Genomic DNA, 24,992 nt, shown 5'->3' with positions numbered 1-24,992 from the left:
CATGGCCAGGAACGACGCCCTCCGCACCTATCGCGCCAAGCGCGATTTCGCCCACACGCCCGAACCCGCCGCGGGCGGCAAGCCCGGCACGCACGCCCTGTCCTTCGTCGTCCAGCGCCATGCGGCGCGGCGCCTGCACTACGACTTCCGGCTGGAGCTGGACGGCACGCTCAAGAGCTGGGCCGTGCCCAAGGGCCCGAGCCTGGATCCGGGCGTCAAGCGCATGGCGGTCCAGGTCGAGGACCATCCGCTGTCCTACGGCAGCTTCGAGGGCCGCATTCCCGAGGGCCACTATGGCGCCGGCGACGTCGCCATCTGGGACGCCGGGACCTGGATTCCGCTGGAGGATCCGCGCAAGGGCTACCGCGCGGGCAAGCTCAAGTTCGAGCTGCGCGGCGCCAAGCTGCACGGCCAGTGGGCGCTGGTGCGGATGCGCAAGACCGAGAAGCAGCCAGCCTGGCTATTGATCAAGGAAAAAGACGACTACGCGGTCACCGGTCCCGAGGCCGATGCCGAGGAAGCCTCCGCTCCCGCGCCGGCCTACGCGAAGCTGCCCGCCACGCTCGAACCGCAACTGGCGACGCTGGTGAACGCGCCGCCGCCGGATCCCGAACATTGGCAATACGAACTGAAGTTCGACGGCTACCGGATCCTGGCCCGCATCGAAGGCGGCCAGGTTCGCCTCTACACCCGCACCGGCAAGGACTGGACGCACAAGCTGGAAGAACTGCGCGCCGCGATCGAAGCAATGAAGTTGGCCGATGCCTGGCTGGACGGCGAGATCATCGTGCCCGACGAACACGGCATCCCCGACTTCCAGTCGCTGCAGAATGCGTTCGAGACCGGCTCCGCGCGCGGCGCCGTCTACTACCTGTTCGACCTCCCCTTCTACGCCGGCCGCGACCTGCGCCGCCTGCCGCTTGCCGAGCGGCGCACGACGCTGCGCAGCCTGCTGGAGGACGCCGATCCGGCGCGCCTGCGCTTCAGCGACGCGTTCGAGGCCGCGCCGCGCGACCTGGTCGCCTCGGCCTGCCGCCTGGGCTTCGAGGGGGTCATCGGCAAGCGCAAGGACGGCGGCTATCGCTCGGGCCGCTCCGCCGACTGGATCAAGCTCAAGTGCCAGAACCGCCAGGAATTCGTCATCGGCGGCTATACCGACCCCCAGGGGACGCGCTCGGGACTGGGTTCGCTGCTGCTGGGCGTGCACGACGAAGAGGGACGGCTGCGCTACGCGGGCAACGTCGGCTCGGGATTCGACCAGCGTACCTTGCTATCCCTGAAGAAGCGCCTGGACGAGCTGGCCGCGCCGCGCTCCCCGTTCGAAACCAACACGAAGGGCCTGGGCCGGGCCCACTGGGTCCGGCCGGAGCTTCTGGCCGAGGTCTCGTTCGCCGAATGGACCGGCGGCGGCCACATCCGCCAGGGCGTCTTCCGCGGCTTGCGCGCCGACAAGCCCGCCAGCGCCGTCACCCGCGAACAGGCGGCCGCGCCGCCCAAGGAATCCGAGACCATGCAAAGCAACGGCCTGCCCGCCTCCTTCCGCGTGACGCACCCGGGACGGGTGATCGACAAGCAGAGCGGCATCACCAAGCTGCAACTGGTCCAGTGCTACGCGGCCATGGCCCCGCTGCTGCTGCCGCACCTGAAGAACCGGCCCGTGGCCCTGGTGCGGGCGCCGGACGGCGTGGGCGGCGAACTCTTCTTCCAGAAGCACGCCGACCGCGCGGCGCTGCCCGGCGTGGTCAGGCTGCCCCAGGAGATCGACCCGGGCCATCCACCGCTGATGAAGATCGACGACCTGCAGGGCCTTTTGTCCGCGGCGCAGATGAACACCATCGAACTGCACACCTGGAACGGCACGGACGACGCGATCGGCACGCCCGACCGCATGACCTTCGACCTGGACCCCGGCGAAGGCGTGGGCTGGCCGCGCATCCGCGAAGGCACCCAGCTCGTGCACGCCTTCCTGCGCGAACTGGGCCTGCCCGCCTTCCTGAAGACCAGCGGCGGCAAGGGCATGCACGTCATCGTGCCGCTGCGGCCGCAATACGACTGGGATACCGTCAAGGCCTTCTCGCGCGCCATCGTCCAGCACCTGGCGCAGACCCTGCCCAGCCATTTCGTGGCCAAGAGCGGGCCCCGGAACCGGGTGGGCAAGATCTTCATCGACTACCTGCGCAACGGCTTCGGCGCCACCACGGTGGCGGCCTGGTCGGTACGCGCGCGGCCGGGGCTGGCCGTGTCGGTGCCCGTGGCCTGGGAGGAACTGGACGGCCTGTCGAGCTCCGCCCACTGGACGCTGCACACGCTGGGCGACCGGCTGGCCACCGGCAACACGCCCTGGGCCGACTACGAGCGGTCGCGGATCTCGCTGGCGGACGCGATGCGGCGCATGGACTTCGATCCGGGCGAGGACGGCTGAAGCATGTCCCGGCCTCTTGGCATCCGGGCGGCCGCGGCGGCGCAATCCTGGAAAGACCAGCGCATCATCCAGCCCATGGATACCGACTATCCAGCAAACCGGCTGGCCGGGCCGTCTCATCCGCTCGTAGAGTGCCGGGATGACTTCCCCGCTGGAAGGCCCTGCCCGTGCTCAACTCCAAGCTGCTTACCTGCTTCCTGGCCGTAGTGACGCATCGCACGCTCACGGCGGCCGCCGACGAGTTGTGCATCACCCAGCCGGCGCTGTCCAAGAGCCTGCGCAAGCTCGAGGAACAACTGGGCGTACCTTTGTTCAAGCGCACCGCCGCCGGCATGGTGCCAACCGCGTACGGAGCGACGCTGGCGCACCGCGCCCGCCTCATCCAGCTGGAATCGCAGCGTGCCCATGACGAAATCCTTTCGATGAAGGACGGCGGCGTGGGCATGCTGAATGTCGGCGCCGGTCCGCTCTGGTCCGTCCATCTACTGCCAGACGTCGTGGCGGAACTGGCGCAAACCCATCCCAGCCTGCGCGTACGCGTGGTGCCCGGCGTGCTGAGCACCTTGCTGCCGCAATTGCTGCGCGGCGAACTCGACATCATCTGCGCCGCGCTGGATTTTCCCGACCACGACGACATCGAGAAGGAATACCTGATCGACAGCAGCCATGTTTTCCTCGCGCATCGCAGCCATCCCCTGCACCAGGCGGACGAGGTCTCCGACGTAGAACTCAGTCGATGCCGATTCGTCGGCCCGCACAATGACTATGCCGTGCTGGAACGCATGAAGCGATACTTCGCGCTGCGCGGGCTGGACACGCCAGGCTTCGCCGCCGAGGCCGATTCGCTCGAGATACTGCTTTCGCTTGTCGCGACCGGCCAGTTCGTGGCGACGCAATCGCACCAGGTGCTGCCGCACGCGCGCAAGCTCGGCATCGACGTCCTGCCGACAGCACAAGGCATCTGGCGCTTCCGCGGCGGCCTGGCACGGCGCAGGCACCCGGTTGCCCTGCCGCTGATCGATCTGTTCGGCGATTGCATGCGCAGGCACGTGGCGGCGCGGGAGTCTTCCGGCGGCCTATAACCCCAGGGAATGAGGCATGAAAACATGCCATTGGCCCCCGCGCCGTCCCACCGATAAGCTGACCGGACTCAACGAGACACGACAAGCCCATGCCCCACTCCAATGCACCTATCCGATTGCTGGTCCCGTACGTGAAAGACGGAGGCAGCGATCAGCGCGCCCGGCTCATCGCCAGGCACCTGGGACGAAAAATCGGGCGCACCATCGATGTGGTGAATCGACCCGGCGCCGTCTCCGGCCACCAGGCCATCGCCGACGCCAGCGCGGACGGCACGGTGCTGGGCCTGATCACCGGCGAAATCGGCATGATGCACTGGCACCCCGGCCTCACCTCGCTGACTCCCTCCGACTACACGCCGCTGGCGGTGCCGTTCGTCGAGTCCTCGGCCGTCATCGTGCCGGCCGGCTCGCCGTTTCATGATCTGCGCGCTTTCCTCGAACATTGCCGCCGCCATCCGATCATCGGCTCGGGCGGGCCCAATTTCAGCGTCTGGAAATTCTCCTTGGCCGGTTTGATGCACGTCAACGGCATTCCGCTGGAGCACCTCCAATGGATAGAGACGCATAGCGGCGAACAGGGGCTGGAGCACGCGCTGGCGGGGCGCGCGCATGTCGCGCCCATCACCATGACCGACGCCCGCGGGCCGCTCCAGGCCGGCAGCGCCCGTGCGCTGGCGACCATGGAAGACCAGCGCCACCGCTCGTTTCCCGACGTTCCCACGGTGCAAGAGGCGGCGGGCGTGCCGTGGTCGGTCGCGCACTGGCGGGGCATCGTCGCTCCGCGCGGCCTCCCCGGTACGATCACCCGCGAATACGTGGAGGCGCTGGGCGCCGTGGCCGATGACCCCGATTTCCAGGCCGAAGCCCGAGCCAGTTTCTTCACGACCCGCTGGCGCCTGGGCGACGAGTTCGCGCAGTACATGCAGGAAGACGACAAACAGTTCGGAGACGTGATCAAGGCATTGGGCTTGTCGGCTGCCGGCCAGACGTCGCTGCACTGAAAACCGAGCGGCCAGGCGCCGCCATCGAGGAGACCACCATGCATTCCACCATCCGCCGCGCGGGGCTCGTCCTCGCGCTGACCGCTTGCGTCCTGTCGCCTGCCGTCCAGGCCCAGGACGACTACCCCACGCGTCCTGTCAAGCTGATCGTACCGATCGCTCCGGGCAGCGTCACCGACGTCGTGCTCCGGGCCGCCACGCCGGCGCTCGGCCAGCAATTGGGACAGCCGATCGTCGTCGAGAACCGCCCGGGCGCCAGCGGCATCGTCGGCGCCGAGGCCTGCGCGAAGGCCCCCGCCGACGGCTACACCCTTTGCGCGGTGTATCACGCCACCATGTCATTCAACCCGTTCATGTTCGAGAAGCTGCCCTACGACCCAGCCCGGGACTTCACGCCGATCAACCGCCTGTTCTACGTCACCGAAGGGCTGGTGGTGCCGGCAGCGCTTCCCGTGCGCTCGGTGGCTGAATTGCGCGCCTATGCGAAGGCGCACCCGGATGCCGTCAATTTCGGCACCCTGGGCTCCGGTTCGCTGCAGGAATTGCTCGTCGCCTGGCTCAACCGGGAATGGGGAACGCGCATGGTGGGCGTCCCGTACAAAGGCGGCGGCCCCATCGCCAACGCCGTCACGGCCGGCGAGATCCAGCTTGCGCAGATGGGCCTGGGCAACTTCATCGGCCTGATCCAGAGCGGCCAATTGCGCGCCATCGCCGTGGCGGGCGCCCAACGGTCGCCACAATTGCCAGATGTGCCGACCATGGCCGAAAGCGGCCTGGGCGGTTTCCCAAGCCGGCCGTGGTGGGGCATCGCCGCCCCCGCCGGTACGCCGTCCGGCATCGTGGCGCGCATTCATCGCGCATTCACCGCCGTGTTCCAGGATCCGAAAATGGTCGAGGTCATGCAAACCCGCTACGTGGAAAGCGCTCTTGACACGCCCGAGCAATTCGTCCGCTTTCTCGCCCAGGACCGCCAGGCCGCGGGCATGCTGGTCGAATTGGCCCGTGTTCCCAAGCAACCCTGACGCACGATCATGGCCCGCCTGGACCGCACCTTTGCCCTCGATGATTTCGAAGCGCTGGCCAAGCGGCGCCTACCCGGGCCGATCTTCGATTTCTACGCCGGCGGGGCGGACGACGAACACACCCTGGCGCTCAACCGCAATGCCTTTCGGCAGGTGGGATGGTCTCCCCGTGCGCTGGCCGGCGGCGCCTCGCCCGACGCGTCCACGCTTCTGCTGGGGCGTGCCGTCGCCATGCCGGTGGCCGTGGCGCCCATGGGAGCGGTCGGGTACGGTTGCCTGGACGGCGACCGGGCCATCGCGCGCGCGGCGGCCCAGGCGGGCATCCCCTACATCTTGTCGACCACCGCCACGACCACGATCGAAGCCATCGGCGAGGCATCGGCCGGCGCCAAGTGGTTCCAGCTCTACCCGCTTCGCCAGCGGGACCATATGTGGCGCCTGCTCGCACGCGCGCTTGCCGCCGGCTTCGAAGCCCTGGTCGTGACCGTGGACGTGCCGGTAGGCGGCAAGCGGGAACGGGACCTGCGCAATGACTGCGCCATGCCTTTCCGGTTTACCGCTCGCAATGTCGCCGCGTTCGCGGCCCGGCCGCGATGGGCTCTGGGCATGCTGCGCCATGGCGTACCCGCCATGGCCAATCTCGCTGGCCTCGACCCGGCCGGCGCGCGCGGCTCCACGCTTGCACCGTCGGTAGGCGCCGAATTCGATCCCGCGTTCGATTGGAGCGGCCTGGCCGAGATCCGCCGGCGCTGGCCCGGCCCCCTGCTGGTGAAGGGCGTGCTGCGCCCAGACGACGCGCTGCGGGCACTAAGGGCGGGATGCGACGGCCTGGTGGTCTCCAACCATGGCGGAAGGCAACTCGAGACCGGCGTCCCCGCCCTGGCCGCGCTGGCCGCAGTCCTGAGGGCGGTCGGTGATAAGGCGCAGGTATTCCTGGATGGCGGCGTGCGCCGCGGCGCCGACGTGGCCAAGGCGCGATGCCTGGGCGCTGCCGGAGTCCTGGTCGGACGCCCGTTGCTGTTCGGCGCCTGCGTGGCCGGCCAGGCGGGCGCGGCGCGCGTGCTGGACATCCTGCACGACGAGCTCATACGGACGATGCGCCTGTGCGGTGCCGCCAACGCAGCCGCCTTGACCTCCGAATTGCTCTGGAACGCTGGCATCCCGGCCGCCCCGCCCAACGGCCAACCGCCGCCGACTTGACGATTCGCGACCAACTGGTAGCATGCGGCTGCCGCGCCCTGTCTTCCCGGGGCGCGCCGCAATCCGCCCACAGGGTTGCAACTGCCCGGAAACAACCATGCCTGCTTGCCCCGCCGTGTCCTGCCAGCGGTGGCCCGCCCTGACGGGGCCCCGCCTGTGGCGTCTTGCGCCAGGCCCGGCGGTGCACGGCGATTTCGCGCCCTACAGTTTCCCCCATGCCCTGCGGAAGCGTTTCCTGGACGCCCAGGAAGCAGCGGCCCGTTCGGCCTACGCCCGGTCCAAGCCCGGCTAACGAGCATCCAGTCCCGCATCCGTTCCGGCGTCCGCCTCCGGCCGCCCGGAACGACTGTTTTCGCCCGCGTGCAGCCTTGCTCCACGCGGGCGCCCTTGCTCATCGCCAGCGCCAGGCACCATGGAACTCACCAAGCAATTCGTCAAAGCCAAGAACCCCTGCACCGGCGGCTACCGCTGGTTCATCCGAGACCATAACGGACACGGAGACTATCAAGCCATCCTCGATGCCCTGGTGGCCGATGGCCGGGTCGATGACGCCTGCTGGCTGCTGGACCAGTTCGGACCGGTGGACACCGTCTTGCGACTGGACACGGTCGACGCCCACGCCATCGTGTTCGCGGGCACGCTCGAAGTCCGCAGCGGCATCAATGTCGACACGCTGGTGCGCGCCGGCCGCCATCTGTGCACGGGCGGCGGCATACGCGCCGGCACCGCCATCGTGGCCGGCAGCGACATCGAAGCCGCGGGCAACCTGGCCAGCGGCGGCCATATCCGCGCCGGCGGCGACATCTCGGCCGGCTGGGGCATCGAGGCAGCCACCCAGCTCGACGCGGGCGGGCATTGCCGCGCCAAGTGGGACATCCAGGCCGGCGGCGACATCGTGGCCGGGCTGATGCTCCAGGCCGACGGCAGCATCCAGGCCGGCCACGCGCTGCGCAGCGGCCGCGGCATCAAGGCAGGCGCCGACATCGGCGCCGGGCACGACCTGGTGGCCGTCCAGGGCATCCTGGCCGGCGGCAACGTCACGGCCGGCAATCACATCGAATCGGCATGGGGCATCAAGGCCCTGGGCGACATCCTGGCCCAGGGCTCGATCCGGGCCGGCGAAGGGGTCGAGGCGGGCGGCGAGATCGGCTGCGGAGCGGGCTACGGCATCTATGCCGGCCTGCAGGTCCGGCGCGACGCCTGGGCGGACAGCGCCCGCGTCCAGGCCCGGCAACGGCCGGGCGGCCTGGTCAGCGGCCATTGGGCCGGCAGCGCGTGCTGAAAGCCGCTGGCGGGAGCGTCAGGGCCGCCAGGCGCTGGCCACGTGGGACAAACCATGGTCCGGCCCGCCGGACAGGCCCTCGGACAATTCCCGGGCGGCCAGGAGCACGCGCTCGGAGAACTCGCGCAAGCGGCGCGGCTTGAATCTCGCATCGGGTCCGGAGACGCCGATGGCCGCGATGACGTGGCCCATGCCGTCTCGTATCGGCGCCGCCACGCCGCTGACCGCCTCGCGCCACTCGCAGCGATTGACGGCGTAGCCCCGCTTGCGGATCTGCGCCATCTCGGCCGCGAAGGCGGCCGGATCGACGATGGTGTGAGGGGTATATGCCACCAGCTCCTGCGACATCGCCTGCAGCCACTGCGCAGTGCGAAAGGCGATCATCGCCTTGCCGGTGGCCACGCAATGGGCGGCCGCGCGTCCGCCTATCTGCGAATAGGCCCGGACCGGATTCAGGCTTTCGACCTTATGGACGTAGACGACCTCCTTCTGGTCGAGGACCGACAGGTGCACGGACTCGCCCGTGGCGTCCATGAGGGCATCCATGACGCCTTCCGCGTGGCGGCGCAGGTCGAACCCCGACAAGGCGGCCGAGCCCAGCTCCCAGAGCTTGATCGAAATGCTGTACGAACCGCCGTCGTGGCGGATCACGTAGCGCTGCCCGGCCAGCGCCTGCAACAGCCGGTGCGCGTTGCTCTTGGGCAGGCCCAGCGCCCGGGCGATGTCCGTGACGCCCATGGCGCCCTGGCTGCGCGCCAGCAACTCGATGACGGCCAGCCCCTTGAGCAAGGTGTTGTTCATGGTAATGCCTCGCTAGATCGTTCCATATTCTAGAACAGTTGTACCTCTTCTGAGAACGCTCATAAGCTCTCTCCAATTCGACAAGGAGACATAGCCCCCATGAGCCACATCGAACCCCGCGAACTGCCGTTGGCCGGCATCACCGTCATCGAGTTCTGCTCGATCGCGGCCGGCCCGTTCTGCGGCATGCTGCTGGCCGACCTGGGTGCCGAGGTCGTCAAGGTGGAGGCGCCCGGGGGCGACGCCATGCGCGCCTGGCCGCCGCTCAGCGAGGGATACAGCGAGAACTTCGCCTCGCTGAACCGCAACAAGCGCTCGGTGGTGCTGGACCTGAAGAACCCCGCGGACGCCGCCACCGCGCGCGCGCTGGTGGACAAGGCCGACGTCCTCATCGAGAACAACCGCCCCGGCGTCATGGACCGCCTGGGACTGGGCTACGCGGCGCTGTCGGCGCGCAATCCCGCCCTGGTCTATTGCTCGATCTCCGCCTACGGGCAGAGCGGCCCGCGCGCCCAGGAAGGCGGCTTCGACCTGACCATGCAGGCAGCCGCCGGCGTGATGAGCGTGACCGGCGATTCGGACGCGCCGGTCAAATGCGGCGTCCCGATCTCCGATTTCTCGTCGGGCCTGTACGCGGCCTTCACCGTGGCTTCATCGCTGCTGAAAGCGGTACGGACCGGCCGTGGCGCGCACCTCGACATTCCCATGTTCGGCTGCACGCTCGCCATCGGCGCGCTGCAGACCAGCGAATACTTCGGCACGGGCGTGAACCCGCGCAAGCTGGGCTCGGCCCACCCCCGCAACGCCCCCTACCAGGCCTATCGCGCCGCGGACGGCCATTTCGCGATCGCCGCCGGCAACGACAACCTGTGGCGCGCGGTCGTGCGCGCCGTCGAACTTCCCGAGCTGGCGCACGACCCGCGCTTCGGCAGCATCCTGGACCGGGCGCGCAACCAGGAGGCGCTGAAGGACATCCTGGAGACCCGCTTCGCGCTGCACGGCGTGGACTATTGGATCGATGTCTTCCGGCAGGCCGGCGTGCCCCATGCCCGCATCAACGACTACGCGTCGGCGCTGGCCGACCCCCAGGTCGAGCACATGGACTGGGTACGGGGACTGCGCCTGCCCGGCGGACGCGAAACGCGCACCTTCGCTTCGCCGGTCCGCCTGGACGGACGATCGCCGCCGATACGGCGTACCCCGCCCGCGCTGGGCGAACACGACGACGAAATCCGCAACGCCTTGAACCGGGAGCCCCAGGCATGACCGCCACGATCCCCCTACCCGGCCGGCTGGCCGCCTTCGTCCGCGGCATGGACGCCGCCCTCGGCACCGCGCCGGACGAGCCTCATGCCGTCGAGGCCTGCGCGGCGTTGCTACGCGAGCTCGTGGCTCATGACGACTGGCTGCCCGGGGACTGCTCGCGTCCGCACCCGGTCCATTATCAGCAATACCTGCTGCACCGGGATCCCGCCGGCCGCTATTCGGTGGTCAGCTTCGTCTGGGGCCCGGGACAGCGCACGCCCATACACGACCATTGCACCTGGGGCGTGATCGGCATGCTGCGCGGCGCCGAATACTCGCGCGCCTATGCCCGCGAAAACGGACGCCTGGTCCCCGCTGCCATCGAAGAGCGCATCGAGCCCGGGCAAACCACTTGCGTGTCCCCGTCCATCGGCGACATCCACCTCGTGCGCAATGCCTACGACGATCGGGTCTCGATCAGCATCCACGTCTACGGTACGGACATCGGCAAGCAGTCCCGCTATGTCTACGACGCCGAGACCGGCGCCGCCAAGTCCTTCGTCTCCGGATACGCCAATGCTTGAAGCCTTGCTCCAGATCGAGACCGATGCCGGCTCGGGCGTGCGCCGCCTCGTGCTCGACCGGCCGGCCTGCGGCAACGCCCTGTCGGCCGCCCTCGTCGCCGCGCTGTCCGAGGCCGTAAACGCCTGCGTCCGGGACGATGTGCGCTGCCTCGTGATCGAGGGCGCGGGCCGTCACTTCTGCACCGGCGTGGACCTGTCGGCCCTGGACCGGGAAACCGACGACTCCCTGCTTGCACGTTTCATCCGCATCGAACTGCTGCTGCAGGCCGTGCACCGGGCTCCCTTCGAAACGGTCGCCGTCGCCCACGGCCGAGTCGCCGGCGCCGGTGCCGACCTCTTCGCCGCCTGCCGGCGCCGGCTCATACGCGACGACGTTTCGTTCGCCTTCCCGGGCGCCGCCGGCTTCGGCCTGGTGCTCGGCACGCGCCGCCTGGCTGCGCTGGTGGGCGGCGACACGGCCCAGGACTGGATACGCTCCGGTCGCTGGATCGACGCCGACGAGGCCTTGGCGGCCGGCCTTGCCCAGGCACGCATCGATGCGGCGCGGAACCGGGATGCGCCTGCCGCGCACGCCCCGGACGCCGGCACCCAGGCCCTGCTGGACCAGGCGATGCGGACGGCGCAGGCCGACGATCCCGACCTTGCGCTGCTGGCCCGCTCGGCCGCCCGGCCAGGGCTCAAGCAACGCATCCAGGAGTACGCCGCGCGCGTGCGCGCGGCCAGGCAGCAGTAATCCCTTCCACCACAAGCGCCCTCGCAGAGGCGCCCGACAGGAGACATCCATGCTTCATCGTCTTGCCGCAGGCGCGGCACTGGTATTGCTGAGCCCGTTGTCCCAGGCGGCTTCCGATACCGCGTCCTTCCCGACCCGCGCGGTCAAGATCGTGGTCGGCTATACGCCCGGCGGCGGCACCGACATGACGGCCCGCCTGCTCGCGCAGCAGCTCGGGGAAAAACTCGGTCAATCCGTGATCGTCGAGAACCGGCCCGGCGCGGGCCAGAACATCGGCGCCACCTACGTTTCCCGGGCCGACCCCGACGGCTATACCCTGTTCCTGAGCTCGTCGGCGCTGGCGATCAACGTCAGCCTGTTCCCCAAGCTCGACTACGACCCCGTCAAGAGTTTCGCGCCCATCGCGGTATTCGGCCAGAGCCCCAACCTGCTCGTGGTCTCCAGCAAGCTGCCGGTCAAGGACGTCAAGCAGCTCGTCGCCTATGGCAAGCAGCATCCGGGGGCGTTGAACTTCTCCTCGTCCGGACACGGCAGCACCCAGCACCTGTCCGCCGAGCTCTTCAAGCTGCGGACAGGCATCTCGGCCACGCACGTTCCCTACAAGGGGTCGGGGCCGTCCATCAACGGCGTGCAGACCGGCGAGGTCCAGTTCACCTTCATCAACATCCCGTCCATGTCCGCGCTGATGGGTAGCGACAAGGTCAAAGTGCTCGGGCTGACCAGCTCGAAGCGGTCCGCCGCCGTGCCCGACATTCCCACGCTGGCGGAGGCCGGCGTGAACGGCATGGACGTGGCCGCCTGGTACGGCCTGCTGGCGCCGGCCGGCACCCCGCCGGCCATCGTCAGGCGCCTGAACCAGGCGGTGAACGACGCGCTGGCGGACGAGAAATTCCGCAACCAGCTGATGCAGGCCGGGGTCGAGCCCATGAACAGCACACCGGAATTCTTCGCCTCTTTCCTTGCCGACGACATCGCCCTCTGGAAGAAGGTGATCAGTGCCGCCGGCACCAAGGTCGATTGACACGTCCCCATCCCCATAGACAGGAGCAACACATGTTCGAGAACTGGAAGGAACTGCTGGGCACCCTGCGCCAGTCGTCCAACAAGCTGGGCAACACCAACCCCAAGGTACTGGAGGCCTACCGGGGCCTGAATGCCGCGCTGGGCACCAACGACGCGCTGGATGCCAAGACGCGCGAGCTGATCGCACTGGCCGTGGCCGTCACCACCCGCTGCGACGGCTGCATTTCCTCGCATGCCGCGGCGGCGGTCAAGGCCGGCGCCACCGAAGCCGAAGTCAGCGACGCGCTGGGAACGGCCATCGCGCTGAATGCCGGCGCGGCCTACGTCTATTCGCTGCATGCCATGGAAGCCTTCCAGCAGAACGCCTCCGCGTGAAAGCGGATTGCGCCCGGCATCGCCCATTCACGCCCATCGACAGGAGACAAACCCCATGAGCGCCTACGTCATCGACAGCGCGCTGTTCCGAGACCAGTTCAGCACCGCCGCCACCCGGGCCATTTTCAGCGACGAACAGACCGTCCAGAAATGGCTGGACGTGGAAGCCGCCCTTGCTCGCGTGCAAGCCCGCATGGACATCATTCCCCGGCACGCCGCCGACGAGATCCAGGCCAAGGCCAGGGTGGAGCTCATCGACCTGGCGGAACTGAAGCAGGAAATGGATCGCACCAGCCACCCCATCGTTCCGCTGCTGCGGGCCATGAAGAAAGTGTGCGACGGCGACACCGGGGAATTCATCCACTGGGGCGCGACGACGCAGGACATCGTCGACACCGGCACCATCCTGCAGGTCAAGGAAGCGCTGGAACAGATCGAGGGCAACTACCGCCGGGCGCTTGCCCATGTCATCGCGCTGGCCGAGCGGCATCGCGACCAGACCATGGCGGGACGCAGCCACGGCCAGCAGGCCTTGCCCATCACCTTCGGCTTCAAGGCCGCGGTATGGGCGGCCGAGATCGGCCGCAACCTGGAGCGCCTGCGGCAGATGAAGGAACGGGTGCTGGTCGGCCAGTTCTCGGGCGCGGTCGGGACGCTGGCCGCCCTGGGCGACCGCGGCATCGAGGTCCAGGAGGCCCTGTTCAAGGAACTGGGCCTGGCCTGCCCCGAGATCTGCTGGCACGTGGCGCGCGACGGCATCGCCGAACTGGCCTGCGTGCTGGCGATCTGCACCAGCACCGCCGGCAAGATCGCCCACGAGATCTACAGCCTGCAGAAGACCGAGACCGCCGAACTCGAAGAGCCCTTCACCCTGGGCAAGGTGGGCAGCAGCACCATGCCCCACAAGCGCAACCCGCCCGCCTGCGAGGGCATCGTGGCGATCTCGCGCGTCGTCCGCAGCACCGTGGCGCTGGGGCTGGAAGGCATGATGGCCGAGCACGAGCGCGACAAGATCGTGCTCCAGACCGAACGCGAGTTCGTCACCCGCCTGTGCTGCATGGCCGACGCGGCCTTCGCCAAGCTGGCCTACGTCACCGCCGGCCTGACCGTCCGGGGCAACAACATGGAACGCAATCTGTTCGTGCAGAAAGGCCTGCTGCTGTCCGAAGCCGTCATGATGAAGCTGGGCGACCACCTGGGCCGGCAGGAAGCCCACGAGCTGGTCTACGAGATCTGCATGGACGTATTCGAGCGCGGCGGCACGTTCAAGGACGGCCTGCTGGCCAACCCGACCATCGCCCGCCACCTCAAGCCCGAGGACATCGACCGCATGCTGGATCCCCAAGCCTACACCGGCGCCGCCGGCGCCTTCGTCGACCGCGTCGTGGCCGCCCACCGCGGCGCCACGGCCTGACCACCCTTCAAGGCAAAAAAAACGGCCTCACGGCCGTTTTTTCTCAGCATCCCGACTCCAGGGCACAGCGGATCCGGCTCCGCCGGTCCGCCAGTACCGCCCCCTTGAGGGGGCGCCCGAAGGGCGTAGGGGGTGGGCTTCCCTTGTCAGAAATTCAAAGAGCGCTTGTCCACCGCCAGCGCGGCTTCCTTGACCGCCTCGGACAGCGACGGGTGCGCATGGCAGATGCGGGCGATGTCTTCCGACGCCGCGCGGAACTCCATGGCCACCACGCATTCCGAGATCAGTTCGGAGGCCTGCGGGCCGATGATGTGCACGCCCAGGATCTCGTCCGTCTTGGCGTCGGCGATGACCTTGACCATGCCGGTCGTGTCGCCCAGCGCGCGGGCGCGGCCGTTGGCCAGGAACGGGAAGGTTCCGGCCTTGTAGGCGCGGCCTTCGGTCTTGAGCGCCTGCTCGGTCTGGCCCACCCACGAGATCTCGGGCGAGGTGTAGATGACCGACGGGATCGTGTTGAAGTTGACGTGGCCATGCTGGCCGGCGATGCGCTCGGCCACGGCAACGCCCTCTTCCTCGGCCTTGTGCGCCAGCATGGGTCCGCGCACGACGTCGCCGATGGCCCAGACGTTGGGCAGGCCGGTGCGGCAGTCCTCGTCGACCACGACGAAGCCCCGCTCGTCCAGCTTCAGTCCCACGCCTTCGGCGTTCAGGCCCTGGGTATTGGGCACCCGGCCGATGGACACGATCAGCTTGTCGACGACCAGCGACTGCTCGGCGCCGGCGGCGTCGGTGTACTTGACCGTGACGTTCTTGGCGGACGACTTCACGTCGGAGATCTTCACGCCCAGGTTGATCTTCAGGCCCTGCTTGGTCAGGGCCTTCAGCGCTTCCTTGGCGATCTGCTCGTCGGCGGCGGGCAGGAAGGTCGGCATGGCTTCCAGGATGGTCACCTCCGAACCCAGGCGGCGCCACACGCTTCCCAGCTCTAGGCCGATCACGCCGGCGCCGATCACGCCCAGGCGCTTGGGCACGGCACCGATGGCCAGCGCGCCGTCGTTGGACAGCACCTGCTTTTCATCGAACGGCAGGTCGGGCAGCGCGCGCGGGCTGGAACCGGTCGCCACGATCACGTGCTTGGCGACGAGTTCTTCCTCGGCCGGGCCGGAAACCTTGATGGACCAGCCGCCGTCGACCTGGCCCGAGAACGCGCCCGTGCCGTGGAAGAAGGTGACCTTGTTCTTCTTGAACAGGAACAGGATGCCGTCGTTGTTCTGCTTGACGACGGTGTCCTTGCGGCTGATCAGCTTGTCCAGGTCCAGGCCCAGGCCCTTGACCTCGATGCCGTGATCGGCAAAGTGATGGCCGGCATGCTCGTAGTACTCGGACGATTGCAGCAGCGCCTTCGAGGGAATGCAGCCCACGTTGGTGCAGGTGCCCCCCGGGGCCGGACCGCCCTTGGCGTTGCTCCAGGCGTCGATGCAGGCCACCGACATGCCCAGTTGTGCGGCGCGGATCGCGGCGATGTACCCGCCAGGACCGGCACCGATGACGACGACGTCGAATTGCTTACTCATTTCATTTTTCCAGTTAGAAGGACCCAACTACCCCAAGTGCCAACGCGGGTCTCAACCCAGGGCACCGCCGATCCGGCTCCGCCGGTCGGCCAGTGCCGCCCCCCTGGGGGGCGCGCGTAAGCGCGTAGGGGGGGATTAAATGTCCAGCAGCAGGCGCTGCGGGTCTTCCAGGGCTTCCTTCATCGCGACCAGGCCCAGCACGGCCTCGCGGCCGTCGATGATGCGGTGGTCGTAGGACATCGCCAGGTAGTTCATCGGGCGGATGACGATCTGGCCGTTCTCCACCACGGCGCGGTCCTTGGTGGCGTGCACGCCCAGGATGGCCGATTGCGGCGGGTTGATGATGGGGGTCGACAGCATCGAGCCGAAGGTGCCGCCATTCGAGATCGAGAACGTGCCGCCGGTCAGGTCGTCCAGGCTGAGCTTGCCTTCCTTGGCCTTCTGGCCGAATTCGGCGATCTTCTTCTCGATGTCGGCCAGGCTGAGCTGGTCGGCGTTGCGCAGGATGGGCACCACCAGGCCGCGCGGGCTGCCGACGGCGATGCCGATGTCGAAGTAGCCGTGGTAGACGATGTCCTTGCCGTCGACCGAGGCGTTGATGATGGGATAGCGCTTGAGCGCGGCCACGGCGGCCTTCACGAAGAAGGACATGAAGCCCAGCTTGACGCCGTGTTCCTTCTCGAACTTGTCCTTGTACTTGGCGCGCAGGTCCATCACGGCCTGCATGTTGACCTCGTTGAACGTGGTCAGGATGGCGTTTTCCGCTTGCGATTGCAGCAGGCGCTCGGCCACGCGGGCGCGCAGCCGGCTCATCGGCACGCGCTGCTCGGGACGGCCGTTGACCAGGGTCGCGGCTTCGTTGACGATGGGCGCGGCGGCGGGCTTGGCGGCCGGGGCGGCGGCGGCGCCCAGGGCGTCGCCCTTGGTGATGCGGCCACCGCGGCCCGTGCCTTGCACGGACTCGGGGGCGATGCCCTGCTCGGCCAGCAGCTTGGCGGCGGCGGGCGACGGGATCGAGGTGGCAGGCGCGGCAGCCGGGGCGGCGGCAGGAGCCGCTGCGGGAGCCGGGGCGGCGGCGGCCGGAGCGGGCGCAGCGGCGGCGGGCGCGGCGGCGGCACCGGCCTTGCCTTCCGTGTCGATCTTGGCGATCACTTCTTCCGAGGTAACGGTGCTGCCGTCGGCCTTGACGATCTCGGCCAGCACGCCGTCGGCGGGGGCCGGCACTTCCAGCACGACCTTGTCGGTCTCGATCTCGATCACGATTTCATCGCGCGAGATGGCTTCGCCCGGCTTCTTCTTCCAGGTCAGCAGTGTGCCTTCCGACACCGATTCAGAAAATTGGGGGACTTTTACGTCGACTATAGCCATGTCAGTTATTCCGCAAGTATGGGGAGTTCTTTCTTGGACCGGCGCCACGCGGCCGGGAGTCGGGGCCGCCTGCAAGCGGCGGTCCCGGACGTAAGGATCACTTGGTCAGCACGATGCCCTTGAGACGGCCGAAGGCCTGGTCGAGCAGCGCCTTGAGCTGTTCCATGTGCTTGGAGTAGTAGCCGACGGCCGGCGAGGCCGAGGCCGGGCGGCCGGCGTAGGCGAGCTTCTGGCCTTCGCCCATGTTCTCGTACAGGTGATGCTGCACGTAGAACCACGGGCCCTGGTTCTGCGGCTCGTCCTGCACCCAGATCACCTCGGTGGCGTTCGGGTACTTCTTGAGCTCGGCGGCCAGGCTCTTGTGCGGGAACGGATACAGCTGTTCGACACGGGCGATGGCCACGTCGTTGGCGCCGCGCTCCTTGCGGGAGTTGACCAGGTCGTAGTAGACCTTGCCCGAGCAGACCAGCAGGCGCTTGACCTTGGAAGCGTCGATCGTCTCGTCGACTTCGCCGATCAGCGTCTGGAACGACCCCTTGCTCAGGTCGGACAGCGGCGAGGTGGCATCCTTGTTTCGCAGCAGCGACTTGGGCGTGAAGATGACCAGCGGCTTGCGGAACTGGCGGATCATCTGGCGGCGCAGCAGATGGAAGATCTGCGCGGCGGTGGTCGGCTGCACCACTTGCATGTTGGTATCGGCGCACAGTTGCAGGAAGCGCTCGATGCGGCCCGACGAGTGTTCGGGGCCCTGCCCTTCGTAGCCGTGCGGCAGCATCAGCACCAGGCCCGACTGGCGGCCCCACTTGGCTTCGCCCGAGCTGATGAACTGGTCGATCACGACCTGGGCGCCGTTGGCGAAGTCGCCGAACTGGCCTTCCCAGATCACCAGCGAGTTGGGCTCGGCGGTCGAGTAGCCGTACTCGAAGCCCATGACGGCCTCTTCCGACAGCAGCGAATCGATGACGCGGAACGGCGCCTGCGCTTCGGACACGTTCTGCAGCGGCACGTACACGCCCGAATCCCAGCGCTCGCGCTTCTGGTCGTGCAGCACGGCATGGCGGTGGGTGAAGGTGCCCCGGCCCGAATCCTGGCCGGTCAGGCGCACCGGGTAGCCGGCGGCCACCAGGCTGGCGAAGGCCAGGTGCTCGCCCATGCCCCAGTCCAGGTTCATTTCACCGCGCGCCATGGCGCGGCGGTCGGCCAGTACCTTCTCGACGATGGGGTGGACCTTGAAGCCTTCCGGCACCGTCGTGATGCGCTCGCCCAGGCGCTTGAGCTCGGCCTGCGGCATGGCGGTGTCGGCGGCGTCCGTCCACTTGCGGCCCAGGAAGGGCGACCAGTCGACGGCGTACTTGTTCTTGTAGTCGGTCAGGACGGGATCGACCGTGTGGCGGCCTTCGTCCATGGCGGCGCGGAAGCGCTTGACGTATTCATCGCCCTCGTCCGGGCCGATCACGCCCTGCACCGCCAGCTTGTCGGCGTACAGCTTGCGGGTGCCGGGGTGCTGGCCGATGCGCTTGTACATCAGCGGCTGGGTCAGCGCGGGCGTGTCCTGCTCGTTGTGGCCCAGCTTGCGGAAGCAGACGATGTCGACCACGATGTCCTTCTGGAACTCGACGCGGAAGTCCAGGGCCAGGCGGGTGGCGAACACGACGGCTTCGGGATCGTCGCCGTTCACGTGCAGCACCGGCGCCTCGATCATCTTGACCACGTCGGTGCAATACAGCGTGGAGCGGGTGTCGCGCGGATCGGAGGTGGTGAAGCCGATCTGGTTGTTGATGACCAGGTGCACCGTGCCGCCCGTGCCGTAGCCGCGGGTCTGCGCGAGGTTCAGGGTTTCCATGACGACACCCTGGCCGATGAAGGCCGCGTCGCCGTGGACCAGCACGGGCAGCACCTGCTTGCCGCCTTCCATGCCGCGGCGCTCCTGGCGCGCACGGGCGCTGCCCTCGACCACGGGGTTGACGATTTCCAGGTGCGACGGGTTGAACGCCAGCGACACGTGGACGGGACCGCCGCGGGTCGAGATGTCGCTCGAGAAGCCCTTGTGGTACTTCACGTCGCCGGCAGCCAGGCCGCCGTCGTCATACTTGCCTTCGAATTCGGCGAACAGGTCCTTGGGCATCTTGCCCAGCGTGTTCACCAGCACGTTCAGGCGGCCGCGGTGGGCCATGCCCAGCACCACTTCCTGGATGCCGCATTCGCCGGCATGCTGGATCAGCTCGTCGATGGCCGCGATGAAGCTTTCGCCGCCTTCCAGCGAGAAGCGCTTCTGGCCGACGTACTTGGTGTGCAGGTAGCGTTCCAGGCCTTCGGCGGCGGTCAGGCGGTCCAGCACGTGCTTCTTCTGCTCGGCCGTCAGGCTGGGCGTGGCTTGCGTGCTTTCCAGGCGTTGCTGGATCCAGCGCTTGATGACCGGGTCGGACACGTGCATGAACTCGACGCCGATGCTGCGGCAGTACGTGTCGCGCAGCGCCTTCACGATCTCGCGCAGCGTCATGTGCTCGGCGGTCGTGAAGTAGGTGTTGGTGGCGGAGTAGACCTTGTCCATGTCCGCTTCGGTCAGGCCGTAGAAGCTCGGCTCCAGCTCGGGGATGGCCGGGCGCTCCTGGCGCTGCAGCGGGTCGAGATCGGCCCAGCGCGCGCCGAGATAGCGGTAGGCGGCGATGATGGACTGGACGTGGACCTGCTTGCCCGCGACCGACAGGTCGCTTTCGGCGGTACGCGGCAGGAAGGCATTGGCGCGCGCGCGCTGGGCAAAGGATTCGATGACCGGCGCATGGGCCTGGTCGCGGGTGGATTCCTGGCCGTCAACCGCCGGCGTGTGCTGCAACTGGTCGAAATAATTGCGCCAGTTGTCGGGAACGGAACCCGGATTGTCGAGGTAGGCCTCGTAGAGTTCTTCCACGTACGGCGCATTACCCCCGAACAGATACGAGGTGCTGGATTCTTGGATGCTGGACATGATTTGCGCTTCACCTTGCCGGGTGTTTCACCCGTTCGATGCAGGACGGACCTTCCGCGACACGGCTCGGCCGATTAGCGGATAGCTAGTGCAGAAGGCGGTTGATGGAACCTTTCGGTTGGAAGGAATTAAATCAATAAACCTGTAAAGCATAGCACTTAGGGACTTCCCTCGCTCGGAAAAGCCGTGCGAGTGTGGCGGTTTGGACGACAGCCACTGTACTGGATGACCCGGCGCATGTCCGCAAGTTCCGGTGCTGCGACGCAGCGCTCCCCGCCCCCGGTGGGATGCATGGACCGCACCGGGGACGCCATCACCGCCTGCCGGGCATCACGCCACTTTCTGCTCGGCATGCTCCTCGAACTGCTCGGCCTCGGTCGAGCCGTGCAGCGCGGTGGTGGACGAACGCCCTCCCTCCACCGCCTGAGTCACCGCGTCGAAATAGCCCGTGCCGACCTCGCGCTGGTGCTTGACCGCCGTGAAGCCGCGCTCGGCCGCGGCGAACTCCTTCTGCTGCAGCGCCACGAAGGCCGTCATCTGTTCGCGGGCGTAGCCGTAGGCCAGGTCGAACATGCCGTAGTTCAGCGCATGGAAGCCGGCCAGCGTGATGAACTGGAACTTGTATCCCATGGCGCCCAGCTCGCGCTGGAACCTGGCGATCGTGGCGTCGTCCAGGTTCTTCTTCCAGTTGAATGACGGCGAGCAGTTGTAGGCCAGCAGCTTGCCCGGGTACTGCTTGTGGATGGCCTCGGCGAAGCGGCGTGCATAGTCCAGGTTGGGGGTCGAGGTCTCGCACCAGATCAGGTCGGCATACGGCGCATAGGCCAGGCCCCGGGAAATGGCCTGGTCGATGCCCGCCCGGGTACGGAAGAAGCCTTCCACGGTGCGGTCCCCGGTAATGAACGGCCTGTCGTTGTCGTCGACGTCGCTGGTGATCAGGTCGGCCGCATCGGCATCCGTGCGGGCCAGCAGCAGCGTCGGCACGCCCAGCGTATCGGCGGCCAGGCGCGCGGCGATCAGCTTGGAGACCGCCTCGCGGGTGGGCACCAGGACCTTGCCGCCCATGTGGCCGCATTTCTTGACCGAGGCGAGCTGATCCTCGAAATGCACGCCGGACGCACCCGCGTCGATCATGGCCTTCATCAGTTCGAAGGCATTCAGGACGCCGCCGAAGCCCGCTTCGGCATCGGCCACGATGGGCGCGAAATAATCGATGTAGTCGGGCGTGCCGGGCCGGCCGCCCTCCATCCACTGGACCTGGTCGCAACGCTGCAAGGCGTTGTTGATGCGGCGCACCACCGATGGCACGGAATTGGCCGGGTACAGGGACTGGTCGGGATACATCTCGCCCGCCAGGTTGGCATCGCCCGCGACCTGCCAGCCCGACAGGTAGATGGCTCGCAGCCCCGCCTTCACCTGCTGCATGGCCTGGTTGCCCGTCATCGCGCCCAGCGAGTTGACGAAGGGTTCCTCGTTCAGCATTTTCCAGAGCTTCTCGGCGCCCCGGCGGGCCAGGGTGTGCTCGGGCTGGACCGAGCCCCGCAGCGCGACGACCCGCTCGGCGTCATAGCCACGGCGTATGCCTTTCCAGCGCGGGTTCTCGCGCCATTCCTGCTCCAGTTTCTCGATCTCGGCGTTGCGTTGGGACATGGATATCTCCTTGAAGGTTGGAAACGACGGTGGGAAATCCTGGCGGCCGCGGTGCCGGGTGAGAAACAATTTATAGATATGCTGCAACGCAATCAATGTTTTTACTCTTCTATAAGACTTATTTTTTATCCTTTAAAATCAAATAATTAAAAATAAAATTCCATGATGAAAAACAAAAAACCGGCCTATGAAAGCCGGTTTTTTTGCGAAGCAACGATCAAGGCACAGCGATTTTGCGATGTGCGGACCCGATCCAGGATACGAGAATCGGAGCCCGCCCCCGGGCTATTTCGCGTCCAGGGACAGCTTGGGCACGACCCGGGCATAGATGTCGCGCTCTTCATCCACCACGCGCTGGTAATCGGCGGGGGGCAGATAGGCCGGCGCCACCAGGTCGCGCGTGACGAAATTGCGGAAGGATTCGGATTGCACCGCGGCAGCGAAGGCCGCGCTCAGCTTCTTCATGACCTCGTCGGGCGTGCCCTTGGGCACGAACAGGCCGAAATCCGCGCGCAGGGACAAGTCCACGCCGGCTTCCTTCAAGGTCGGGATCGCGGCCAGTTCGTCGGTGCGCGTCGCGCCGAACTGCGCCAGCGCGCGCAGGCGCCCGCCCTGGATCTGCGTATTGATCGTACCCGGCGCCCCCAGCACCAGATCGACGAAGCCGCCCGAGGCCGCCGTCACCGCCGGCGCCAGTCCCCGGTACGGCACGTGGCTGAGCTTGATGCCCGCGGCCTCGGCGAACGCCTCGCCGGCCAAATGGACGGCGGTGCCGTTGCCGGGGCTGCCGAAGGTCACCTTGCCCGGATTGGCCTTCGCGTAGGCAAGCAGTTCCGGCAGCGTCTTGAACGGCGCATCGATGCGGGCCGCCAGCAGATGCGGCGTCACGCTGGCGCGGGCCAGCCCCCGCAGGTCCTCGTAGCGATACGGCGCGTTGCCGACCAGCGGCGCGACCGTGACCACGGCCGGAGCCGCGTACAGAATCGTATAGCCGTCGGGCTTGGACTTGGCCACGAAGCCCGCGCCGATGGCCCCGCCGGCGCCATCCCGGCTCTCGACGACGATGGGCTGCCCCAGCTCTCGCGAGGCCACCTCGGCCAGTTGGCGCGCCTGGCCGTCCGTGGCCCCCGGCGCGTAGGGAACGACGATGGTGATCGGCTTCGACGGAAAAGCCTGGGCACCGGCCGCGCGCAGGCCTGCGGCGGCAAGGACCGGAACCAGGCACAGGGCCAGCAACTTAGGAAAGCGAATGAGCGGCATCTTGGAGACTCGTGCGGTGTGGGTGGAAAATCCGATTGCGGCTATGCGGTGCCGGCTGCGGCCGCCGCGCGCCTGAGCCTGTGCTCGGCCGCATCGTTCCAGACCTGCTGGCTTAGGATGCGGCCCTCGCGCAGTTCGAAGCGGTCGATGAAACGGATGCCGTCGAAGGCCGTGCCGTCGGGCCAACGCCCATGCAGCGTGCCCATGCAATAGACGATGACCCCGCCATCGTCCGCCGGCATGGCGTCGTAGCGCTCGATGTGCTTGCCCACCCATTGATACCGGCGGGACGAGTTGGCGACGATCCCGGCCACCGAAGCGGCCGGACTGCCCCCGGGCCCGATGATGCGCGCCCCCTCGTGCAGCCGGGCCTGCGCCCGGTCCACCTCGCGGGCCTCCAGCGCGGCCAGGTAATCCCCTATCACGTCGATGGCGGCCTGCATGTCCGGTGGTCGTCCCGTCATTGCGGTCTCCCCTGCCCTTCGGTCTCGCCGGGCTTGCGGGCCAGGATCATCTTCCAAGGCAATCGCCAGGCCCGCGGAGGGCTCGACAGCGCGCCGGCCTCTTCCGCGAAATCGGTGACCTCGACATGCTCGAATCCCGCCGCGCGATAGGCCGCCGCGAGATCGATCCGGCTGTGCTCCAGCAAGTAGGGTTCGTTGTTGCGCCGCGCGTGGCCGGCGTAGAGCAGCGCCAGCAGCGGATCGGCCGGTGGCAGGAAATCCAGGTGCGCGACCATCCCGCCGGGCGCGGTCAGGCGTCCCGTCTCGCGGATCAAGGCGCGAACCGCGTCTTCCGGCATCTCGTGCAACAGCATCGTGGACGTGACCAGGTCGAAGCTGGCGTCCGGCAATCCGCTGGCCAGCGCATCGGCCTGGGCGAAGCTGAGCCGCGGACGCAATGCGGACGGGGCGTCGTGCGCCGCCAGCGACACGCAACTGGCGGACAGGTCGATGCCGTGCACGCGAAGCCCGGGCGCGGCCCGGGCGAACGCCACGCTGCTGCGTCCGAACCCGCAGCCCATGTCCAGCACCCGCGCCGGCTGGCAGGCCGCGAGCACCGCCTGCGCGAAGCGTTCATGCAGGGCCGGCTTGCCGACGACCCCTCCACCGACCGCGTCCTGGTAGACGAAGGCTGCCAGCGAATCGCCGCCCAGGCCGCCCGGATGCTGGTGGATGTCCCATTCGGCATAGTAGGCGGGCGGCCGCAGGTCCGGATCCAGGCTCAGCAGCCCCGGGGGCAAGGGCTCGTCCAGCACCCCGCTCAGGACTTCGCGGCAGGCCTCGACCCCCGCGACCAGACCGTATGGCCCGGAGTAGCGCATCCGCTGCAGGTGCCGCTCCATCCACGCGAAGACCTGATGCGTGGGATGCCCTTCGACCCGGGTCCGGAAACCCGCCGCCGTGGCACGGAAGGCATGCCAGGCGGGAATGTCGCGCTCGATCTGGCCGAGCAGCGAGGTGAACATCTCGCTCGCCCAGTAGCCGCGCGCGGCCGAGACGAAGCGCTGGTAGGCGGCACGGTCCCGCTCGTCGTCGCCGCGGGCCGGGGCTTGCGCGACGTCCTTCACAGCGGCCCCCTGGCCGACTGCCGTCCCAGCAGCGGCTCCAGCACATGGGCGGCGAAGGACGCCGCATCGTCCCGCCGCTCGGCGGCGTCGGGCAACCCCGGCCCCCTTGCCTCCTCCAGGTCACGCACGCGCTCGCGCAGCATGTGCACTTCGGCGGCCAGCGCCATCGTCACCCCCATGAGGCGATCGAGCACCGGATCGTTGAAAAAGGTCTGCTCCGGCCGAACCGCGGCCGATGGGGTAGCCAAGGTCATGTCATGAACCGTCATCAATACGCTAATGTGTTGACACATTAATGAATGATCACTGGATTGACAATGGTTACCTGTCTACGTTTTCCCTAGATAGCCCCTCGTTAACTGTTGACAGTAAACGGTGCAGCACATAAAAAAAACCCGCCTGCAAGCAGGCGGGTTTTTCC

22 protein-coding genes are annotated in these 24,992 nt (G+C 67.8%); 13 read left to right on the top strand and 9 right to left on the bottom strand.

From position 1 onward, the window contains the following. The first annotated feature begins 1 nt into the window (after position 1). The 7 genes from ligD (at position 2) to R4823_RS12470 (ending at position 8,009) form a co-directional block, all read left to right on the top strand. Positions 2–2,422: a DNA ligase D gene (gene ligD / locus R4823_RS12500; protein ID WP_338618841.1), complete on the top strand. Its 2,421-nt coding sequence runs from the start codon at positions 2–4 to the stop codon at positions 2,420–2,422. A gap of 167 nt (positions 2,423–2,589) precedes the next feature. After that, positions 2,590–3,504, top strand: coding sequence for a LysR family transcriptional regulator (locus tag R4823_RS12495; protein WP_087841114.1), 915 nt, complete (start codon positions 2,590–2,592; stop codon positions 3,502–3,504). Positions 3,505–3,593: 89 nt separating this feature from the next. Further along, entirely contained in the window at positions 3,594–4,505 is a 912-nt protein-coding gene (locus tag R4823_RS12490; RefSeq protein WP_132980275.1) for a tripartite tricarboxylate transporter substrate binding protein, read from the top strand. A 38-nt stretch (positions 4,506–4,543) separates the two neighbouring features. Further along, a complete protein-coding gene (locus R4823_RS12485) occupies positions 4,544–5,527 on the top strand; it encodes a tripartite tricarboxylate transporter substrate binding protein (RefSeq protein WP_087841112.1) in 984 nt (327 codons plus the stop codon). Positions 5,528–5,536: 9 nt separating this feature from the next. Continuing rightward, a complete protein-coding gene (locus tag R4823_RS12480) occupies positions 5,537–6,727 on the top strand; it encodes an alpha-hydroxy acid oxidase (protein ID WP_338618838.1) in 1,191 nt (396 codons plus the stop codon). Between the two features lie 97 nt (positions 6,728–6,824). Next, a complete protein-coding gene (locus tag R4823_RS12475; RefSeq protein WP_132980278.1) occupies positions 6,825–7,019 on the top strand; it encodes a hypothetical protein in 195 nt (64 codons plus the stop codon). A gap of 120 nt (positions 7,020–7,139) precedes the next feature. Then, a complete protein-coding gene (locus tag R4823_RS12470) occupies positions 7,140–8,009 on the top strand; it encodes a hypothetical protein (RefSeq protein WP_338618835.1) in 870 nt (289 codons plus the stop codon). 18 nt (positions 8,010–8,027) lie between these two features. Here R4823_RS12470 and R4823_RS12465 read toward each other — a convergent pair whose 3' ends face one another. Continuing rightward, positions 8,028–8,810 (bottom strand): IclR family transcriptional regulator, encoded by a 783-nt coding sequence (locus R4823_RS12465; RefSeq protein WP_087841109.1) that lies wholly within the window; start codon positions 8,808–8,810, stop codon positions 8,028–8,030. 99 nt (positions 8,811–8,909) lie between these two features. On the opposite strand from R4823_RS12465, the gene R4823_RS12460 reads away from it, so the two are divergent. Genes R4823_RS12460 through purB form a run of 6 tightly spaced genes read left to right on the top strand, consistent with a single transcriptional unit; the run spans position 8,910 to position 14,184 of the window. Further along, positions 8,910–10,076 (top strand): CoA transferase, encoded by a 1,167-nt coding sequence (locus R4823_RS12460; RefSeq protein ID WP_338618834.1) that lies wholly within the window; start codon positions 8,910–8,912, stop codon positions 10,074–10,076. 47 nt (positions 10,077–10,123) lie between these two features. Beyond that, positions 10,124–10,639 carry a cysteine dioxygenase gene (locus tag R4823_RS12455; RefSeq protein ID WP_338619158.1) on the top strand — a complete coding sequence of 172 codons (516 nt, stop codon included), beginning with the start codon at positions 10,124–10,126 and terminating at the stop codon, positions 10,637–10,639. Continuing rightward, positions 10,632–11,372 (top strand): enoyl-CoA hydratase/isomerase family protein, encoded by a 741-nt coding sequence (locus R4823_RS12450; protein ID WP_132980281.1) that lies wholly within the window; start codon positions 10,632–10,634, stop codon positions 11,370–11,372. Before R4823_RS12455 ends, R4823_RS12450 begins: the two co-directional genes overlap by 8 nt. Positions 11,373–11,421: 49 nt before the next feature. Further along, positions 11,422–12,393, top strand: coding sequence for a tripartite tricarboxylate transporter substrate binding protein (locus R4823_RS12445; protein ID WP_338618831.1), 972 nt, complete (start codon positions 11,422–11,424; stop codon positions 12,391–12,393). A gap of 32 nt (positions 12,394–12,425) precedes the next feature. Further along, on the top strand, positions 12,426–12,770 hold the full coding sequence (locus R4823_RS12440) for a carboxymuconolactone decarboxylase family protein (protein WP_338618829.1): 345 nt from the start codon (positions 12,426–12,428) through the stop codon (positions 12,768–12,770). Positions 12,771–12,825: 55 nt separating this feature from the next. Further along, entirely contained in the window at positions 12,826–14,184 is a 1,359-nt protein-coding gene (purB, locus tag R4823_RS12435) for an adenylosuccinate lyase (protein ID WP_087841103.1), read from the top strand. A 146-nt stretch (positions 14,185–14,330) separates the two neighbouring features. Here purB and lpdA read toward each other — a convergent pair whose 3' ends face one another. From lpdA to R4823_RS12395, 8 genes are all read right to left on the bottom strand, one after another. Next, positions 14,331–15,758 (bottom strand): dihydrolipoyl dehydrogenase, encoded by a 1,428-nt coding sequence (gene lpdA, locus R4823_RS12430; protein WP_338618827.1) that lies wholly within the window; start codon positions 15,756–15,758, stop codon positions 14,331–14,333. Between the two features lie 135 nt (positions 15,759–15,893). Continuing rightward, positions 15,894–17,126 carry a 2-oxoglutarate dehydrogenase complex dihydrolipoyllysine-residue succinyltransferase gene (gene odhB, locus R4823_RS12425; RefSeq protein ID WP_087841101.1) on the bottom strand — a complete coding sequence of 411 codons (1,233 nt, stop codon included), beginning with the start codon at positions 17,124–17,126 and terminating at the stop codon, positions 15,894–15,896. Between the two features lie 97 nt (positions 17,127–17,223). Next, positions 17,224–20,091: a 2-oxoglutarate dehydrogenase E1 component gene (locus tag R4823_RS12420; RefSeq protein ID WP_087841100.1), complete on the bottom strand. Its 2,868-nt coding sequence runs from the start codon at positions 20,089–20,091 to the stop codon at positions 17,224–17,226. Positions 20,092–20,421: 330 nt separating this feature from the next. Further along, the gene (gene aceA / locus R4823_RS12415) at positions 20,422–21,741 is read right to left on the bottom strand and encodes an isocitrate lyase (protein ID WP_338618823.1); all 1,320 of its coding nucleotides are present in this window, start codon (positions 21,739–21,741) and stop codon (positions 20,422–20,424) included. Positions 21,742–22,026: 285 nt separating this feature from the next. Then, positions 22,027–23,001, bottom strand: coding sequence for a tripartite tricarboxylate transporter substrate binding protein (locus tag R4823_RS12410; protein ID WP_338618821.1), 975 nt, complete (start codon positions 22,999–23,001; stop codon positions 22,027–22,029). 41 nt (positions 23,002–23,042) lie between these two features. Next, positions 23,043–23,465 carry a hypothetical protein gene (locus tag R4823_RS12405; protein WP_338618818.1) on the bottom strand — a complete coding sequence of 141 codons (423 nt, stop codon included), beginning with the start codon at positions 23,463–23,465 and terminating at the stop codon, positions 23,043–23,045. Beyond that, positions 23,462–24,571 carry a class I SAM-dependent methyltransferase gene (locus tag R4823_RS12400; protein ID WP_338618816.1) on the bottom strand — a complete coding sequence of 370 codons (1,110 nt, stop codon included), beginning with the start codon at positions 24,569–24,571 and terminating at the stop codon, positions 23,462–23,464. Before R4823_RS12400 ends, R4823_RS12405 begins: the two co-directional genes overlap by 4 nt. Beyond that, on the bottom strand, positions 24,568–24,825 hold the full coding sequence (locus tag R4823_RS12395; RefSeq protein ID WP_338618814.1) for a hypothetical protein: 258 nt from the start codon (positions 24,823–24,825) through the stop codon (positions 24,568–24,570). The genes R4823_RS12400 and R4823_RS12395 overlap by 4 nt, the downstream gene beginning before the upstream one ends. Positions 24,826–24,992: the final 167 nt, after the last annotated feature.

The sequence above is a fragment of the Pigmentiphaga sp. CHJ604 genome (genome assembly GCF_036972535.1).
Lineage (GTDB): Bacteria > Pseudomonadota > Gammaproteobacteria > Burkholderiales > Burkholderiaceae_B > Pigmentiphaga > Pigmentiphaga daeguensis.
The sequence above is the reverse complement of the archived record's forward strand: the minus strand, read 5'-3'. Positions and strand labels throughout refer to the sequence as shown.